A 17,201-nucleotide genomic window follows, 5' to 3' on the forward strand; every position below is an offset into this window, starting at 1 on the left:
GAACGCACCGGAGGAAATATGTGGGATTGGATTGTTAACTTTCTATACACAGTCTTAGCGGGACTTCAATCATTCTCGGGAGACTGGGGTATGGCAGTTATCCTGCTTACCATCATCATCCGTATTATCCTGGTTCCAATGACCAACAAGCAGACGGCCTCTATGGCTCGTATGAGCGTTGTTCAGCCAAAGCTCAAAGAAATCCAGGAGCGCTATGCTGATGATCCAGTAAGACAGAACGAAGAAATGCGCAAGCTTTACGCAGAGATTAACTTCAATCCACTCGGTGGTTGTCTTCCTCTGCTTCTGCAGTCCCCTATCTTTATTGCACTCTTTACCGTTGCAAAGATGGTTCCGGTAGACTCTCGTTTCTACAACATTCTTCCTTCTATCGCACGAGCAACGTCAGACATTTTTGCTGTTGATGGCCTTGTTGCTGCTATCCCTTACATAATTTTTGTTCTTCTATTTGGTCTTACAACCTTCCTTTCTATGGCAGTAAATGCTCGTACAAGCTCTGGTGAGCAGCGAACCCAGCAGTACATGATGGGTGGCATGATGACCCTCATGATGCTCTGGTTTGGTTGGACTGTGCCAGCAGCTGTTCTTCTCTACTACGTCACTTCTGGTATTTGGCAGCTTGCTCAGCAGCAGCTTATTACCAAGCGCATTATGGAAAAAGAGAAGCTTAAGGCTGAGGCTCAGATGGCTAATAAGCCCATCGAGGTTGACGTGGTGAGAAAAGAAAAGAAGCCACGCCCTCACAAAAAGGCTTAGTAGCTGGGCTTGAACAAAATAACTTTTGTTTACAGAACTTGTTAGAGTAGATTAATAGTTAAACTTTTTATATTGACTGGAGGACGACATGGAGGATGAGACTTTCGTTTCTGAGCCAAACGCTCTTAATGAGTCTCCTGTCGTTGATTCACAAGACGAGTTTGTTTCAATTCGAGAGCATTTTGAAGCTGGAATTCAGCTTACTGATGCTGAGATGAATAAGATTGCTGATACCGCTGTCTTTTATCTAAGAGAGCTTCTCTCCTTCTTTGGCGAGAATAGCTGTGCAATTGATGAGTATGATGGTGAAGATGGAGAACTTATTCTTGACGTAACCGGCGGCGATCTTGCAATTCTCATTGGTCGTCATGGTAATACGCTTGAGGCTCTTCAGATGGTTCTCTCTTCTCTTATGAGCGCTAAGCTTCACTTCCACTATCCAGTATCTGTTGATGTTGAAAGCTACAAGAGCCGCCGCCGTAATAAGCTTCAGGAGATGGCCCTCTCTGCTGCTGCTCGTGCTAAGAAGACCGGTAAGGTTTCTCTTGCTCCAATGAGTGGCTATGAGCGTCGCATCATTCACATCGCACTGAGAGACAACCTTGAGGTTACTACACACTCTGAGGGTGATGATCCATATCGTCGTGTTGTGGTAACTGCTATCAATAGCTAAGAACTTCTCACAAGCTTTAGTAATTTGATGAGGAAGGTTTACGCCTTCCTCTTTTTTTGTGACAATTCTTCTTGTAACAAGAAGTTTTGTCACAGGAGAAGCAATGTCTGAATCAGTAAAGTCTTTATATAATTCAAAAGAGAATGTACTGAAGGAACTTCTCCTTAACTATGAAATCGATTCAACAGAACTCCAGAGAAGACAGCTTCTAAAACATATTGAATTACTCATTGAGATAAATAAGAATCTGAACCTCACAAGAATCACTTCAGTTGATGACGCGCTCGTGCTCCATATTCTTGATTCTTTGTTACCACTCAAAGTGTGTAATGAGTTTATAACTGGTACTCACAACTATATTGATATTGGTACCGGTGGAGGCTTTCCTGGACTTCCTCTTGCAATCATGAGTGATAATAAAACATTATTGGTTGACTCTATTGGAAAAAAGATCAATGCGGTTCAGTCAATGATTGATGAAATTGGTCTAAATGAGAGAGTTAGGACTGAGAAGCTTCGTGCAGAAGAAATTCCAAATGCATATAAACAAAAGTTTGATTTTGTGACTTTTAGAGCTGTTGCGAAGACAAATATTCTTATGGAGTATGCAGAGCCTTTCTTAGCCCCCCAAGCCACTCTTATAGTAATGAAGGCCAATGTTGATGAGATAGAGCTTCAGGACGCCTCTCAGGCAGCCAAAATTTTTGGATACAAAAATGTTTCACGTGAAACAATTGAGTTACCAAACAATCTTGGCCATCGTGAAATTCTTTTATACAAAAAAGTTGCAAAGAGCAAAATCAAATTACCAAGGAAAACTGGAATGGCTAAATCAAATCCGTTTGTTGCAAGAAGAGGGTAATTGTGGAATGTTTCACGTGAAACATTCTGTATTATTAAATAAACTTGGTCAAACGGAGGATAAATGAGCTACAAAGACCTTTCAAGGGGATTTCAGGATAGAGATCCTAAAGTTCTGGCAGTAATTAATCAAAAAGGCGGAGTTGGAAAATCAACTACCGTAATTAATCTTGCTGCTGCATTAGGTGAAACAAAGAAGAAAGTTCTCATTATCGATTTTGATCCACAAGGAAATGCGACAAGTGGTTTTGGAATTGATAAAGAGGAACTTGAAGCTGATATTTATGACGTAATTCTCAATGAAACGCCAATTGAAGAGGTATTGCAGCAAACAGTTCAGAAATACGTAACTATTGCACCAGCAACCATTCAACTTGCCGGTGCTGAAATTGAACTTGTCTCTGTTGACTCAAGAGAAAATATATTAAAGCAGGCGATTGAACAGGTTAAAGACTATTTTGACTACATTTTGATTGATTGCCCACCATCACTAGGTCTTCTAACAATTAACGCTTTAGTTGCTGCAAACAGCATTCTTATCCCAATTCAGTGCGAGTATTATGCACTAGAAGGCGTTACCAAGATTGTTGAATCAATGAAGATGGTGCAAAAACAGCTTAATCCAGATCTTGAAATCTTTGGCGTAGTAATGACCATGTTTGATAGTAGAACTTCCCTATCTAAGCAGGTAGTCAATGAAGTATCTAATTACTTTGGTAACAAGGTATTCAAGACACTTATTCCAAGAAACGTCAAAATTGCTGAGGCACCAAGTCATGGTTTGCCAGTAACCATGTATGCACGAATAAGTATGGGCGCACTTGCATATAACAAACTTGCAAAGGAAGTGAATCGTCGTGGTTAAAAAATCAGGACTTGGTAAAGGCCTTAATTCGCTCTTTAGCGAGGTAGATGCTGAGGTTGGTAATAAAAAAGAAACTACCACGCTGCCTTTGAAGAAGATTAAGCCAAATAAAGACCAGCCTCGCAAGCGTTTTGACGAAGCTGAGCTCACTGAACTCAGTGATTCTATTAAGCAAAACGGTATTCTTCAGCCACTTCTTGTTCGCGAGAAGGGCGACCACTACGAAATTGTTGCTGGTGAGAGACGTTTCCAGGCTGCAAAACTTGCAAAATTAGAGGAAGTACCTGTTGTAATCAAAGCAATTTCTGACGAGGAAGTATTCAAGCTTGCTCTGATTGAGAATCTACAAAGATCTGACTTAAGCCCAATCGAAGAAGCTCAAGGTTATAAGCAGCTAATCAAACAAGAGAACTTAACCCAAGACGACTTAGCCAAGGTTTTGTCAAAGTCTAGGTCAGCAATTACAAATACCCTTCGTCTTCTGGACCTTCCAACAGAAGTTCAAACTTTGATGGCGGAGGGACGCATTAGTGCTGGACATGCTCGTGCAATTCTTTCTGTAAGCGGAAAAGAAGGAAGAATTAAGCTTGCCCAGAAAGTAGTTGAAGAGAACTTGTCGGTTCGTCAGACAGAAAATCTTGCTCCACTATTTTCTGTCACAAATGTTGAGAAACCAAAAAGGCAGCCAACTCCACAGGCATATAAGCGTGCAGCAAGGCAGCTAAGAATTGCTTTGGATACTCCAGTAAAAGTACGAAATATCCGCGGCAAGAATAAGATTGAAATCGAATTCAATGATGAGGAAGAACTTGCTGCTCTAGTGGAAAAACTCTCAAACGTTAAAGAAGCATAATGAAGATAAAGTTTGCGATTATATCCAGTGTCTCATTACTAGGAATAGCTTTTCTCGCTAAACATGCTCTGTTGACTAAAGAGGCACAAAGAAGTTTTCTTCACGCGATGAGAAGATCGAGAAGAGCTCTCGATGCTATTCTTGATGACTATTCAGGTAGCGGTAATAGGAAAAGTGCGAGAAACATTCTCTCTCACCAGGCTAGGGTGGAAAGAGAATGGTTAAACGCAATTCAATAGAACATACGTTCTATACATGAACTAAAAAGAAGGGGCCCATGAGGACCCCTTCTTTGCATTAAAAGCATGAATAATTCTTATATAAGAGCTGTCTCTATAAGCACTTTAGCGTGCATTTCTCTTTTGGAAGAGTTGTCCACAAGCCGCATCAATGTCAGATCCACGAGAAAGACGGATGGTTGCTTCAACGCCAACAGAGTTGAGGCTGTTTACAAACTCCTGTGCGCGGGCAGGGGATGTTGGATGGAACTTAGAACCCTCAATCTCGTTAAGCTGAATGATGTTAACGTGGCAGAGCGTTCCTCGACAGAAGTCTCTCAAAGCTCCAAGCTCATTGTCAGAATCGTTAACGCCTTTGATCAGCGCATATTCATACGTTGGACGACGACCGGTCTTATCGACATACTCACCCATAATGTCATACAGGTGAATTAGTGAGTATTTACGAACTCCTGGCATGAGGGCGTCTCGCGTCTTTTGCACTGCAGAGTGAAGCGAAACGGCAAGTGTAAATTGCTCTGGTTCAGAAGCAAAACGCTTAATCATAGGGATAACGCCGCAGGTAGATACTGTAATATGGCGCGCACCAATGCCAGCTCCGTCAGGGGAGTTGAGGCGTCTCATAGCCGCAAGAGTGGCGTCGTAGTTCATGAAGGGCTCGCCCTGACCCATAAGAACAACGCTGGTAACGCGTGCGTCAAAATCGTCGCGGACGTGCATAACCTGCTCGTAAATCTCGCTCGCAGAAAGAGAGCGCGTGAGACCAGCAGCGCCTGTTGCACAGAAAGCACAGCCCATGGCGCAGCCAGCCTGTGTAGAAGCACAGACCGAGAGCTTATTGCCAGTTGGCATGCCAACACACTCAACAGAAGTGCCATCAGGGTAGCGAAGCAGGTATTTACGGCTTCCATCTTCAGAAACCTGACGAACAATCTGCTCAGCACCAGCAAGAGTTACCTGCTTAGACAGTTCTTCTCGCAATGTTTTTGGAAGATTGCTCATCTGATCAAAAGAGGTGGCACCTTTAGACCAGATCCACTCTTCAATCTGCTTTGCGCGGAATTTTGGCTGGCCAAGTGAGGTAACCAGGTCAAGAATTTGTTCTGACGAAAGGCTTCTGAGGTCAGATTTAGCGGCAGCTTTCTGTGGACGAGCATCGGACGCGGAAGTGTTTGCGCCGTCAACCGTGGTGTTTGTGCCGCCAAGAGTATTATTTGATTGCATTTTTGTCCTTCTCCAACTCTTCTAAGCTATCTGCGGTATCTTAGAAGAAATACGTTTACTAGAGTTTACCCTATGGGAGACTTATCTGAAGGAGCGGAAATGACACGTGAAGAGCTCAAAAAGCTTCATGTAGCAGTTGTTTCAGGCGGTTGGTCAGACGAGCACGAGATTGCCATGGAGTCTGGCAAGCAGTGTGCAGCAGCACTTAAAGAGGCTGGCTTTACCAGCGTTGACCTGCTTGATGTTGCAGAAAAAGACTTTGTAGTTACCCTTGCTCAGGGTGGTTATGATGTCGTATACGTTGCTATGCACGGTCGTTTTGGCGAGGATGGCTGCATCCAGGGTCTTCTCGAGATTCTGCACATTCCTTACACGTTTTCTGGCGTTCTCGCGTCTGCTATGGGAACTGAAAAAGAGCTGTCAAAGCTTATGTATAGGCAGGCAGGAGTTCCAACGCCTAAGGGAATTGACGTTCCTGCAGGTACCGTCTTTACAGATGAGCAGGTAGACAAGCTTATCGAGGACCTCGGCCTCCCTATGTTTGTAAAGCCTTCTGGCAACGGTTCAAGTTATGGCGTCACACGCGTCACTTCGCGAGAAGAGCTTCCCGCTGCACTAGAACTTGCAGGTGAGCAAGGCGAGCGTATCCTAATCGAGGAGAGCATTGAGGGAACGGAGATTACCGTTCCTGTTATTGGCAATGAGAATCCAACAGCTCTGCCAATCGTTGAGATTGTTACGGGTGATGAGTTCTACAGCATTAAGACAAAATATGAACCCGCATCCCTGCATCATGTAATTCCTGCTCGTCTTGAGCCTGCAGTGTACGCACGCGCTCAGGAGCTGGCAATTAAGGCTCACAATGCACTTGGTTGCCGCGGCGTTTCTCGTAGTGACTTTATTGTTACAGATGACGGCGTCCCTGTGGTACTGGAGACAAATACCATTCCTGGTATGACTGCCCGTTCTTTGCTGCCTGATTCTGCACGTACCGGCGGCATTGATTTCCCTGAGCTCTGTACTCGCTTTATTGAGTTTGCACTTGAGGATCGCCAGTAGATTTGTAGGTTATGACCAGCACTAAAAGCGCTACGCAAAAGCTAGAAGAACTCATTCTTCCCGGTACTCCCTCTGCAGTTCGCAAAAAATATTTGGAGCTTGCAGAGAGGGCGGAGCATGAGTCGTTTGACGTCTTAGAGGACGACATTGTTGTTTTGGATACCGAGACAACAGGACTGTCCTTTAAGAAATGCTCTCTTATTGAGATTTCTGCTGCTAAATTGAGTGGCAGAGAGATTTTGGAGCGCTTTCAGACGTTTGTTGACCCAGGGTGCTCAATTCCCGAAGAAATTACAGCTCTGACCTCAATTACCGACGAAGACGTTAAAGGCGCGCCAAGCGCAAAAGAAGCTGTTGCTGCCCTTGCAGAGTTTGTTGGCGGGCTTCCAGTTCTGGCGCATAACGCCACCTTTGACCGTACGTTTATTGAGCGGGTACCTGGTGGAACTTCAGTCTCCGATACCTGGATTGATACGCTGTCACTCTCGCGCATAGCGCTACCTCGACTCTCTTCGCACAAGCTTTCCAGCATGGCCGAAGCGTTTGGCACCATGAAGGTTACGCACCGCGCAAGTGACGACGTAGATGCTTTATGCGGTATGTGGCGCATCTTGCTTTTGGGACTTATGAATCTGCCCCGCGGGCTTCTCGCCAAATTGGCGTCAATGCACGATGGAGTGGAGTGGACATTTAGGCCGATCTTCTCGTATTTGTCAAAGATGAAAGAAGAAGAGGCTGTTCAGCGCGGTGTTGCAAAAGAAGACGCAACGGGAGCCGAGCTTGCAGACGCGGAGATTTCGGGCACGTTTTTCTCGCTCAAGGACATTCGTAGCCAGCTTGTTGCTGACATAAAAGCAAAGGCGAGAAGGGATGCGGATGACCCTGAGACGCCTGCTATGCTGCCGATTTCTAAAGACGAGATTCACAGAGCGTTTGCTAAACCGGGCATTGTCTCGCAGATGTATGACAAATTTGAGACACGTAGCGAGCAGGTTAGCATGTCCGTTGAGGTCAGAAACGCGCTGGTAACTTCTTCGCACAGAGAGCTTGAGGCTGGAACCGGTATTGGCAAGTCAATTGCATATCTGTTGCCTGAAGTATTGTTTGCGCAGAAAAATGACGTTACCGTAGGCATTGCTACAAAGACAAACGCCTTGACTGACCAGCTAGTTGCTCATGACCTTCCGGCTCTTGCACGAGCGCTGCCAAATGGATTGAGTTTCTGCAGCTTAAAAGGATATGAGCACTATCCATGTCTGCATCGCGTTGACAGGGCTGCTCTTGAGGAACTTCCACTGACGCTGCTTGACCAGGAAGGCCGCTCGAGCAACAGCGTTACCTCAGATATGCTGACCGCAATTGCGGTTATTTATGCCTACGCGTGCCAGTCGGCTGATGGCGATTTGGATGCGTTGGGGATTCGCTGGCGCTCGGTTCCACGAGAGATGGTCACTATCAAAGCAGCGGAGTGCCTGCGCTCTAAGTGCCCGTATTACCCTCATGAGTGCTTTGTTCATGGAGCTCGTAAACGTGCAGGATCTTCAGATGTTGTGGTAACCAATCACTCTCTGTTGCTTAGAAACGTTGCTGCTGACGGAAAAATTCTGCCACCTATCAGACATTGGGTGATTGACGAGGCTCATGGCTTTGAGGCTGAGGCTCGCCATCAGTGGGCAGTAGAAATTTCTGCCAAAGAGATGAGAAACGGCTTTGAGCTGCTTGGCGGAATTAAGTCCGGAGCTATTCATGCTGCTATGGTAGGCGCCGCTAATCTTGAGGACTCTACGCTGCTCACCGGTCTTCTCACGCGCTCTGCCGCCGCAGTTCAGCGAGCCATGGCAGCAATGGGTAACCTTATGGCTACCGTGCATGAGTTGGCTCCGTTGGCCAAAAGCGACGGCGGCTATAACTCCCTTCAGCTTTGGATTAACGATGAGGTAAGAGAGACAGAGGAATGGAAAGAGGTCTTGGAGACTGCTTCCGTTGCTCTTTCTGCTCTTGAAGAAGCAACGCTTCGTATAGGAAAAACCACCGAGGCGCTCATTGCATCAGCTCCAAACCTTGCAAGCAACTTGAGCGAGGCGGGGGTGTTCTTGAGCACCCTTTTGGAGTCTCTGAAGCTCATTTGCGAGGGAACGGACAAGAGTTATGTCTATTCAGCAAAGTTGACTCGACTGAAGCGTGATATTGGCTCTGAGGCTCTTGTGGCTGAGAAGCTTGATATTGGTGCAGAGCTGGCAGAGAAGTGGCTTCCTGAGACGCACTCCGTTGTGTTTACCTCGGCGACCATTGCTGTTGGAGATGATTTCTCGCATTTTGAGCACGCTGTTGGCCTGGATAGAGGCGCCTTTGAACACAAGAGTCTGCACTTAGAGTCAAGCTTTGACTACGAGAATCATATGGCTGTCTTTGTGGCCGAAGACATGCCTGCACCAACTGATCCAGGTTACCTAGACGCTCTGGAAAAGCTGTTATACGACGTTCATGTTCAGATGGGCGGCTCAGTGCTGACGCTCTTTACCAACAGACGCGATATGGAGCGCCTCTATGAAGCGTTGGAGCCACGCTTGAGTGAGCAGGGCCTTAATCTTGCCTGCCAGGAGCGCTCTTCTTCTGCTCGACGTGTTCGTGAAAAGTTCCTAGCCGAAAAGAACCTCTCGCTGTTTGCTCTTAAATCGTTCTGGGAAGGTTTTGATGCTGCGGGAGACACGCTTAGGTGCGTAGTAATTCCTAAGCTTCCGTTTGCAAGCCCTAATGAACCGCTGGTCAAAGAGCGTGAATCACGAGAAGATCGTGCGTGGTGGCGTTATTCTTTGCCAGAGGCGGTAATTGCAACAAAGCAGGCTGCTGGTCGCCTTATTAGAAGCGCTGATGATAAGGGCGTTTTGGTCCTTGCCGATTCCAGACTAGTATCCAAGCGATATGGCAGCTCGTTCTTGAAGTCATTACCCAACAAGAACTACCAGCGCGTCTCGACAAAAGATATCTCCGCCCAAATTGCCAAGTGGCGAGAAGAACACGACGCGTAGCGGCATTAACAGCTGCCTAATTGGCTTAAAGTTGTTCTTCTGCATCAAGTAGAGATGCAGCATAGGCGCGCATTGCCTGCGTCACGGCCTGGTCTTTGGTTGTTACTTTTCCCTTAAGGGCAAGTAAGCGTTGTAAAAGCCACGTTCCGCCGTAATAGGGGATAGTTGCTTTAATTTCTGCAGCATTGCGCTGGCTTCCAGCTGTTTTAAGTCCCGGCCACGAATAGTGCGTAAGAGCGTTTTTATCAAGAAAGACAAGCTCTACTAACTGTGATCTTTTTTCTTCAGCAGAATCTCTCACGTGTTCTGCGAGCTTTAACTGATCAAACGAAGCGGATTGCGCTTCAATACGGCTCATGCGATTGACTCTAAAGACTCTTTGCTGCTCGAGGTCTAAATCTATTCCCTCGATAAGCCAGCCGTTCTCCCCGTATGACAATTGATAGGGAAGTACATCTCTTTGGCTGACTACAGCTTCTTTATTGCTTTGAGTTTCCACAAACGCCATCTCAGAACGATACTCAAATGAAATAACTTGCGATTCTGCGATTGCATTTGAGCAGGTAAGGAATGCGTCTACTTCTTTAGTATGACTTTTAGAGACAAGCGAAGCTGAAGACCCGTCCGGTGAAGAGCTTTTTGTATATGGAGGCTTTAAGAGACTCCAAAATACACTTTCTTGGGGCAAAGCGAGTGTTGTAAACGCCTCTTTAAGCGCTAATGTTTCTTCGTCCGTTAAGACAAACCTACGGGTTTTAAAGGGAGACTCTCCAACGAGCGTCAAAGTATCTTGGTCGCCAGTAAGCGGGAGGGGAAGATAGCCATTCTCGTCCGTGAGCTGCAAGAGCTCCATCAGAATAGCGGCTTCTTCTGAGGAGATGCCAAAGCGCGACTGGACCGCACTTAACTCAACCGCGTCAAAAGAATCTCTCAATGCAGCGGCAAGCAACACGAGTTTGTAGATGGCCGACGATAAATTTTTTCTTCCAAAAGAGGTGTTCTTAACAGCCATCGGCCACCTCGCTTAAAGACTCTTTCCATTTTGCGAGAAGAGACTCTGGAGATCTTGGAATCAACCCATGAGCAAGAATCCAAGATAAAGCAGCGTCTTCATGAGCGTAGGCAACAGTCCATAAAGCTCCATTAGGGAGAGACTCAATATCGCCCTGACCTTGCGAGAAATGCTCAAAAGCAGCGAGTATGTTTTTGGGGACAAACGCAACAAGAGTGCCAGCCTGCGATCCGAGCTGGAAATCAAGCAGGTTGTAGTCGTTTGAATCAAAATCTTCCGGAATGGAGAAGTGCTCATCTTTAAGAATTGCAGCATCTAAGACACGGTCAATGCGAAAAGTTTTGATAGAAGCAGTCTTACTGTTGGACGAAAAATCTTGAGCCACAAAGTACAGAAGTCCCTGTGAAACAAAGAAGTCCAGAATACCAAGATGCCTTTGTTTGACCTGTTCTTGCGAGTTTGTATACGTGATCTTTACCCGTTGTTTAGAGCTGAGGGACTCATAGAGAACAGGAAAGACTTTGCTTTGAGAAGAAGCACTGAGTTTTTGGCTCCCTGGCTTGTCTGAATCTGAGGAATAAAAATTACCCACAATTTTAGATAGCGCGTTTCTTAGTTCCTCCTGGTACACAAAAGTTGTATCAGTGAGAACTGCGCTGCAGATAACAAGCAGTTGATTGGCATCTTCAGGGCTTAAGTCGTACGAGGAATCAAAGAAATTTGAGTCCGAAAGATAGAACGACTTTTCTTTTCCTGTTTTTACCTCAGTAATTGCAAATCCGAGTGATTTTAGAACAGCTCGGTCTCTTGAAAACGTTCTTGAAGCTGAATCAGTAGACAAATCCGAGTAAATCGTCGTATAAATCTCTGCCGAAGGCAAAGGCCCTTTTTGAAGTAGCAGCATAAATAGCGAGAAAATCCTCCAGGCACCTAGCTCGTTGTTGCCTAGAGATTGATCGTTTGGAGCCATATCCACCTCCCGCTTTTTACTACCTGAACTCAAATCTCTCTAAACATATACGAAAGTTTTTGATATTTAGTGCAGAATTTCTAAATTTGGGCGTAAAAATACACTTTAACCGCTATATTTCGATATAAGACGTATACTAATGACGTATGTATGAAACCTGTCAGAAGACATGCCAACGAAGGACGTAGTATGGCCATTACACATGACTATGTTGACTATCTAGACGAGCAGATTGATATTGCTCCTGCCGGTAGCCAAGAGGAGCTTCAGGCTGCTCAAACCATTGCTGAAGAAATGAAACTTCACGGGCTTGAGGCAACCATTGAAGAATTTGATGCTAAGTCTATTAAGAGTCTTGGTTATTCAATCTATTTAATCCTCCTCTTCATTGGCGTTATTTTTGCAGGCACTGGCAATGCAGCACTTATTGCTTTTGGTGTTTTGCTTGTTGCTGGCTTTGGCGCACTTACGTGCCTCAAGTACTTTGGTAATGACATTCTTGGTTCATTTGGATCTTCCATCAGAAGCCAGAACGTCGTTGCTAAGCACGAGGCCACTGGTGAGCTTGTTGCAAAGGGCAACCGTCCAATTGTCATCGTTGCTCATTATGACTCCCCACATACAAACTTCCTTGTTGAGTCTCCTGTAGCAAAGTACGCACCACTTGCACAGAGGTATGCGCGCTGGTGTGTAGTTGCCGTGTTTGTTGCTACGTTTGTTCAGATTCTTCGTTTCCTCCCTGATCCAGTTCGTGTCCTTTTTTGGATTGTTGGTATTCTTGCAGCTCTTCCACTTGTTGCTCTTTCTGTTGCAACTATTGCAGAGCGTTTTGCACCTTGTACTATTGGCGCAAACAACAACAAGTCTTCAGTTGCGGCACTTCTTGGTATTCTCGAGAATGTCCGTCCTACCGGACATCGCCCTGAGGTTGTTCATCACTTTGCAGGAGATGCAGCCGCACTTATCCCAGAGCCTGATGAGGTGGAAGGCGTCCGCCACGGCGAGGAAGTTCTTAATTCACTGGGCATTCTTCCTGAAGATTGCGAAGTAAGCTACGTTGCTTATGACACTACTGGTGCAAGCCAGACTGCATCTCTTGAGGATGTTGCAGAGGCTGTAAATGCAACAACAGAAGATAATCAGGCTGAGGACGCTGCTGACAACACCGTTGCTTATGATTCTGTTGACGATGAGCTTAATGCAACCATGAAGCAGGTTCATGAGTCTGCTGATGCAGATGCAACGCAGGTACAGCCTGAAGCAACACATGAGCTCCATACTAAGAACGATTTTGCTCGTCGTGCGTCCCTCTTTGATCTTCCTGATCCTTCTGGCGATGCCGTCGATCCACTGGCTCCATCTTCCGAGCCAGCTCCTCACTATGTCCCAACTCAGGCACCTGCGCCAACTCCAGAGGCAGAAGATGCAGAGAGTCCATTCGATACCATTTCAGCCGATGAGGGTTTAACAGAGGCACAAGACGCAAAGACTCCTGAGGCAAAGCGTCGTTCCTTTAGACTCTTCGGTCGCAACGACGGTCCATCGGATGACTGGAAGGGCGGTGCAGCACCATCTGCTGAGAATCGTGAAGAGACCGACTCTGAAGATGCAGCCGCTATTTCTGAGGATGATCTTCGTAATGCCGTTCTGTCTCTCTCTGATGACGAACTCATTGCACATGACATTTGGTTTGTTGCGCTTGGAGCATCTGACTTTGATCACGCAGGCATGAGGGAGTTCCTCTCAAAGCACAGAACTGATATTCGCGGCGCTTTCCTGATCAACCTTGACTGCGTTGGTGCTGGTTCACTCTCCATTCTTAAGAACGAGGGAATTGGCAACGTTCGCCGCGCTGACCGTAGAATGACTCGACTCCTTTCTACTATTGCAACTGATCTTCATATCGATGTTGAGCAGAGCGCATTTGACTGGGGCACTACTGACGCAACTCCTGCAATGCAGAATTCAGTTCGTTCCGTTACCTTAATGGGCTTAAATGAGGACGGACTTCCTGCACTCAGCCGTACCGCCGCTGATGTTCGCGAGAATGTTAACGCTGGTCAGTGTGCCGATGCCGCAGCTCTCGTCACCGAGCTCATTAGACGCTCATAAACGAACAAGCCACTAGCTAGAGTAAGTTTTCAAGAAAGGGCAGAGATTTCTGCCCTTTCTTTTTTAGCGGTAAGGCAAGGTTTCTCAACTAAAAAGAGCGCCTTATTTTTGCTGCAAATAAGTGGACACATCCAATGAGTACCGATCCTGCTAGGGCGAGTAAAAGGGGAACTGCATAGGCATTATCTGCTGTTCCAGGAAGATGAGGCTTAGGGGTTACACGAATAGTTTGTGCTTTAGAGTGACTGTCGGTGTGCGAAGCAACTTTCTCACCATCTTTTGAGATTGTTTCGTAGGCAGTAACTTCTTTACCTTCAAGTGAAGCAGTCCTTACAGAAAAAGGAACCGCAGCTTCTCCTGATGAGGTAGGAGCTTTGAAGCGGACAGTTCCGCGAGCGATGGGCTCTGCTGTACCTTCTTGGAGCTGCTTTGTTTCATAGAGCTCTCCGGTAATTTCGTACTCTTCTCCTGGGGTAAGACCCTCGTATTTAATGTGGTCAACTAGATTGAGTTTCTCGGCATACTCAGGATTTTTTGATCCAGCAGCATCCACAAGCATCGTTTGTAAAGAAATTCTTTCATCAATAAGCTCGGGAGCCTCTATAGTCTTTTCAGAAGTAAGGGTAACCGTAGGGTTCCATTCTTTGTTGAGAGAGTAACCTGCTGGGGCCAGCACCTCTTTAAGCGAGTAGGAGCCAAAGGGAAGGTCTTTAACCGCCGCCTCTCCAGAATCGTCTGTTTCTACTGTGGTGACAACTTCGTGCGGAGCAATCCAGTTGCCTTGGTAGAAAATGGGCTGAGTGGAGTTATTGGTGAGTTCAATTTTTGCGCCCTTTAAACTTGGCATTTCTTCTGCTTCAGAATAACCATCAGATGAATTCAGAGAAGTGTGTCCAATTTTCTTGATCTTAAGACTTCCCTTTATTACCTCGTCTTTAAAGGTGAAGAGGTGTTCAGAGGAAGGATTTATTTTTCCGCTAGAGATATTTGTCCAGAATAGATTTCCGTCTTGGTTTGATAGCTTCCAGGTTTGAAGTGAATGTTCTGGAAGTTTATAGCCTTCAGGTGCTTGAATTTCTTCGATTTGGTAATACCCCAGAGGAAGCCAGGGTTTCTCGCCAAGAGTAAAAAGGTCATCTCCAGAAACTTTATGCTCTACGTCAAACGAGGCAAAACCCTGTTTGTCGGTTGAGAAAACCCATGTTCTAAGCGTTGTTTCAGAGGAGCCGCTGTAGGTCACCTTAAAAAGCGCGCCTTGCAGCGTTGCGTTACCTTGGGGAGAAGCACTTTGTTGCTCGGAATGATTGTTTTCGCTGAGGTTCGTACTGTGATCAAAGTCTTGTTTTGAAATGCGTAGATTAAAGTCTCCGACAGGAGTGTCGGTAACTGTGAGAGCGTTCTCTTCCTGGTTTTTTATCTCTACAGCATGAATTGTCTGATCAAGAAGAAAGCCCTTTGGTGCAGTGGTTTCTTTTACGTATACCGTTTCAACAGGAAGCTCATTGAGCGTTGCGGACCCAGATTCGTCAAGAGTGAGGCTGCCAAGAAGATTGGTGCAACCCTCATCGGAATACACTCCGTAAACAGCGCCTTCTAGGGTGTAGTGCTCGTTGTTTGAGGTGATATCGGGTAATAACGAGCCTTTGGTGATTTTGAGAGAGCCAGAATGTTGTCCAAAGAAAAACAGAACTTGTTTGTCTCCTGTGGGCACAAAGAGCTTTGCAACTCCGTTTTCAGGACCGCCGCCGTTGTTTTGAGCATAGTTCATAGCATCGGAATAGAACTGCTCAATAGGTTGATGAAGCTCTGCCTGAGGAACGCTTACCGCAAGAGCATGAGCTTCTCCACGCATAACAGCCCACAGCGCAAACTGAGTGATGGCTCGCGCCTTCCAGCCTGTATAGCCATACACGTCTTTTTCTTGGGACGCAGTTGCTCCGTGATAAATGATGTAGTCAATAGCTCGAAGCTGCTCGGCGGTATACGTTCCACCACGAGCGCCGTTAGCTGAGGTGAGTTTTGTATAAGACTGCGGGTCAATTACACTTCCAGTTGCTCCTGGCCAGGCGCCATAGTGATTGAACTCATCTCCACAGTAGAGATACGTACCGTCGCTAGCGGTCCACATAGGAATTTGTTGTCCACCAGGAAAATCTTCTCTTTGTGCAACGGTAAAAGAGGGCTCTTGTGCAAAAGCAAGTCTATGAGCAGGCTTTAGGAAAAAATGGCTGAGGAGAAGGGCTCCAAGTAACAGAGGAATAAACCAGAAGTGAAAGACAGAAGAAGGGGTTTGTCTTCGTGCGGCTGTTTCCTTCTTAGGTTTTGAGGATTTTGTGATAAACATGCGTGCCTCCAAACTGAAAAATCAGAGGTAGATTGCGTATATGGAGATATTTGGTAATGCATAAATGTGAGCTTTTGTTGCAACATATAGACAATTAGTGTTAACGTATTCAGTAATCAGTAACACTTACTAATTAATGAGGTTATCGTGCGTTACAGCAAGCAACGTGAGGCAATTCGTACTTATATGGAAGGTCGCCATGACCATCCAACGGCAGATAGTGTGTATGCAGCAGTAAGAGAGGAATTACCAAACATCTCTCTTGGAACTGTTTACCGTAACCTTATGCAGCTTGTTGACGCAGGCGAGCTCCAGGTTGTTAATACTGGCGATAATATCTCTCGTTTTGATCCAACCACAACCGAGCATGCCCACTTCCAGTGTCATGAGTGCGGCCGTGTCTTTGATGTTGACGGACCAGTTCTGAGGGACCTTACCAGCCTCACCAAGGATTCTTGCGGTGAGATTGACTCTTACGCTTTGTGCTTTACGGGTATTTGTAACGAGTGCCTAGCTAAGAACCCAGCGCTCAATCACAGCGTTAACTAATGTGTTGCAACAAAACAGCTTTCTTTAGGGCCGGTGCTTCACCGGTCTTTTTCTTTATGGAGGGGCCTCAGGCTTGCGAGAAAACCTGTCTGCTAAACGTGCCCGCAGACCCGCATGTCCTACAGAAGGGAAGCTGCTTGGCATGACGGGATCTCCGCCAAGCAGCTTTGCCCGAGGAAGGTGGAGTTGTCGGGTGGAGAGCAGGCGCCTATAAGAGGTGGGATAGTGGTGTGCGGGGGTTTCTCGCCAAAAGTACTTTTGCATAGCGCTCCTTTCGTTGGAGAGCATGCTAAAGAGTGATTTTGCGCCTACTCTGACCAGCGCTTGTCCAATTTCTGACAAAGAAAATTTGTGTAGGTGCATTTTTGTTGTATACAAGCAGCTAGGCAGAAAACAACGCATCAAACTTTTATCTAGTTGCCAAGCGAGCAATTAAAAGGCAAAAAATACTGTGATAAAATCTACACAATTGCGGGCATCGCCAAGTGGTAAGGCAATGGCTTCCCAAGCCATCATCCGCGGGTTCGAATCCCGTTGCCCGCTCCAATGACATACAAGAGCCCTTCGGGGCTCTTTTTATGGACAAGATTGAAATTTGGCGTTGTGAAGAAGGCTGTTCGGGTAGAAGTGGAAC

14 protein-coding genes and 1 tRNA gene are annotated in these 17,201 nt (G+C 46.1%); 10 read left to right on the forward strand and 5 right to left on the reverse strand.

All coding sequences use genetic code 11. The features are described 5' to 3' along the window. Positions 1–18: 18 nt before the first annotated feature. The 5 genes from ACO5GU_RS05465 (at position 19) to ACO5GU_RS05485 (ending at position 4,029) form a co-directional block, all read left to right on the forward strand. Positions 19–777, forward strand: coding sequence for a YidC/Oxa1 family membrane protein insertase (locus ACO5GU_RS05465; RefSeq protein ID WP_035427133.1), 759 nt, complete (start codon positions 19–21; stop codon positions 775–777). A gap of 88 nt (positions 778–865) precedes the next feature. After that, entirely contained in the window at positions 866–1,450 is a 585-nt protein-coding gene (locus tag ACO5GU_RS05470) for a Jag family protein (protein ID WP_035427134.1), read from the forward strand. A 103-nt stretch (positions 1,451–1,553) separates the two neighbouring features. Next, positions 1,554–2,312 (forward strand): 16S rRNA (guanine(527)-N(7))-methyltransferase RsmG, encoded by a 759-nt coding sequence (rsmG, locus tag ACO5GU_RS05475; RefSeq protein ID WP_484930374.1) that lies wholly within the window; start codon positions 1,554–1,556, stop codon positions 2,310–2,312. Positions 2,313–2,375: 63 nt separating this feature from the next. Next, positions 2,376–3,176, forward strand: coding sequence for a ParA family protein (locus tag ACO5GU_RS05480; protein ID WP_484817436.1), 801 nt, complete (start codon positions 2,376–2,378; stop codon positions 3,174–3,176). Next, positions 3,169–4,029, forward strand: coding sequence for a ParB/RepB/Spo0J family partition protein (locus ACO5GU_RS05485; RefSeq protein WP_484930375.1), 861 nt, complete (start codon positions 3,169–3,171; stop codon positions 4,027–4,029). Before ACO5GU_RS05480 ends, ACO5GU_RS05485 begins: the two co-directional genes overlap by 8 nt. 344 nt (positions 4,030–4,373) lie before the next feature. On the opposite strand, the gene rlmN is transcribed toward ACO5GU_RS05485, so the two are convergent. Further along, positions 4,374–5,492, reverse strand: coding sequence for a dual-specificity RNA methyltransferase RlmN (gene rlmN / locus ACO5GU_RS05490; RefSeq protein WP_484930376.1), 1,119 nt, complete (start codon positions 5,490–5,492; stop codon positions 4,374–4,376). Positions 5,493–5,591: 99 nt separating this feature from the next. On the opposite strand from rlmN, the gene ACO5GU_RS05495 reads away from it, so the two are divergent. Next, complete coding sequence (locus ACO5GU_RS05495) at positions 5,592–6,551, forward strand: D-alanine--D-alanine ligase family protein (protein ID WP_484930377.1); 960 nt, start codon at positions 5,592–5,594, stop codon at positions 6,549–6,551. A gap of 11 nt (positions 6,552–6,562) precedes the next feature. Next, on the forward strand, positions 6,563–9,580 hold the full coding sequence (locus ACO5GU_RS05500; protein ID WP_484930378.1) for a helicase C-terminal domain-containing protein: 3,018 nt from the start codon (positions 6,563–6,565) through the stop codon (positions 9,578–9,580). A 25-nt stretch (positions 9,581–9,605) separates the two neighbouring features. Here the strand turns inward: ACO5GU_RS05500 and ACO5GU_RS05505 are convergent, their stop codons facing one another. Then, on the reverse strand, positions 9,606–10,592 hold the full coding sequence (locus ACO5GU_RS05505; protein WP_484930379.1) for a helix-turn-helix transcriptional regulator: 987 nt from the start codon (positions 10,590–10,592) through the stop codon (positions 9,606–9,608). Beyond that, complete coding sequence (locus ACO5GU_RS05510; protein WP_484930380.1) at positions 10,582–11,562, reverse strand: helix-turn-helix transcriptional regulator; 981 nt, start codon at positions 11,560–11,562, stop codon at positions 10,582–10,584. Before ACO5GU_RS05510 ends, ACO5GU_RS05505 begins: the two co-directional genes overlap by 11 nt. Positions 11,563–11,751: 189 nt before the next feature. Here ACO5GU_RS05510 and ACO5GU_RS05515 point away from each other — a divergent pair, with 189 nt between their 5' ends. Continuing rightward, complete coding sequence (locus ACO5GU_RS05515) at positions 11,752–13,674, forward strand: prolipoprotein diacylglyceryl transferase (protein WP_484930381.1); 1,923 nt, start codon at positions 11,752–11,754, stop codon at positions 13,672–13,674. Between the two features lie 88 nt (positions 13,675–13,762). Here the strand turns inward: ACO5GU_RS05515 and ACO5GU_RS05520 are convergent, their stop codons facing one another. Further along, positions 13,763–15,802: a SpaA isopeptide-forming pilin-related protein gene (locus tag ACO5GU_RS05520; RefSeq protein ID WP_484930382.1), complete on the reverse strand. Its 2,040-nt coding sequence runs from the start codon at positions 15,800–15,802 to the stop codon at positions 13,763–13,765. A 363-nt stretch (positions 15,803–16,165) separates the two neighbouring features. Between ACO5GU_RS05520 and ACO5GU_RS05525 the strand changes: the two genes are divergently transcribed. Further along, a complete protein-coding gene (locus ACO5GU_RS05525) occupies positions 16,166–16,567 on the forward strand; it encodes a Fur family transcriptional regulator (RefSeq protein ID WP_081933298.1) in 402 nt (133 codons plus the stop codon). Between the two features lie 54 nt (positions 16,568–16,621). Here ACO5GU_RS05525 and ACO5GU_RS05530 read toward each other — a convergent pair whose 3' ends face one another. Further along, positions 16,622–16,831, reverse strand: a complete 210-nt coding sequence (locus ACO5GU_RS05530) for a hypothetical protein (RefSeq protein WP_484806987.1) — start codon at positions 16,829–16,831, stop codon at positions 16,622–16,624. A 207-nt stretch (positions 16,832–17,038) separates the two neighbouring features. On the opposite strand from ACO5GU_RS05530, the gene ACO5GU_RS05535 reads away from it, so the two are divergent. Further along, positions 17,039–17,113, forward strand: a tRNA-Gly gene (locus tag ACO5GU_RS05535). The last annotated feature ends 88 nt before the right edge of the window (positions 17,114–17,201 follow it).

It is taken from the genome of Lancefieldella sp. (assembly GCF_057237245.1).

Coding starts and splice junctions, on each gene's coding strand:
- ACO5GU_RS05465 (WP_035427133.1), top strand. CDS start 19: ATGTGGGATTGGATTGTTAACTTTCTATACACAGTCTTAGCGGGACTT.
- ACO5GU_RS05470 (WP_035427134.1), top strand. CDS start 866: ATGGAGGATGAGACTTTCGTTTCTGAGCCAAACGCTCTTAATGAGTCT.
- rsmG (WP_484930374.1), top strand. CDS start 1,554: ATGTCTGAATCAGTAAAGTCTTTATATAATTCAAAAGAGAATGTACTG.
- ACO5GU_RS05480 (WP_484817436.1), top strand. CDS start 2,376: ATGAGCTACAAAGACCTTTCAAGGGGATTTCAGGATAGAGATCCTAAA.
- rlmN (WP_484930376.1), bottom strand. CDS start 5,492: ATGCAATCAAATAATACTCTTGGCGGCACAAACACCACGGTTGACGGC.
- ACO5GU_RS05495 (WP_484930377.1), top strand. CDS start 5,592: ATGACACGTGAAGAGCTCAAAAAGCTTCATGTAGCAGTTGTTTCAGGC.
- ACO5GU_RS05500 (WP_484930378.1), top strand. CDS start 6,563: ATGACCAGCACTAAAAGCGCTACGCAAAAGCTAGAAGAACTCATTCTT.
- ACO5GU_RS05505 (WP_484930379.1), bottom strand. CDS start 10,592: ATGGCTGTTAAGAACACCTCTTTTGGAAGAAAAAATTTATCGTCGGCC.
- ACO5GU_RS05510 (WP_484930380.1), bottom strand. CDS start 11,562: ATGGCTCCAAACGATCAATCTCTAGGCAACAACGAGCTAGGTGCCTGG.
- ACO5GU_RS05515 (WP_484930381.1), top strand. CDS start 11,752: ATGGCCATTACACATGACTATGTTGACTATCTAGACGAGCAGATTGAT.
- ACO5GU_RS05520 (WP_484930382.1), bottom strand. CDS start 15,802: ATGTGGACCGCTAGCGACGGTACGTATCTCTACTGTGGAGATGAGTTC.
- ACO5GU_RS05530 (WP_484806987.1), bottom strand. CDS start 16,831: ATGCAAAAGTACTTTTGGCGAGAAACCCCCGCACACCACTATCCCACC.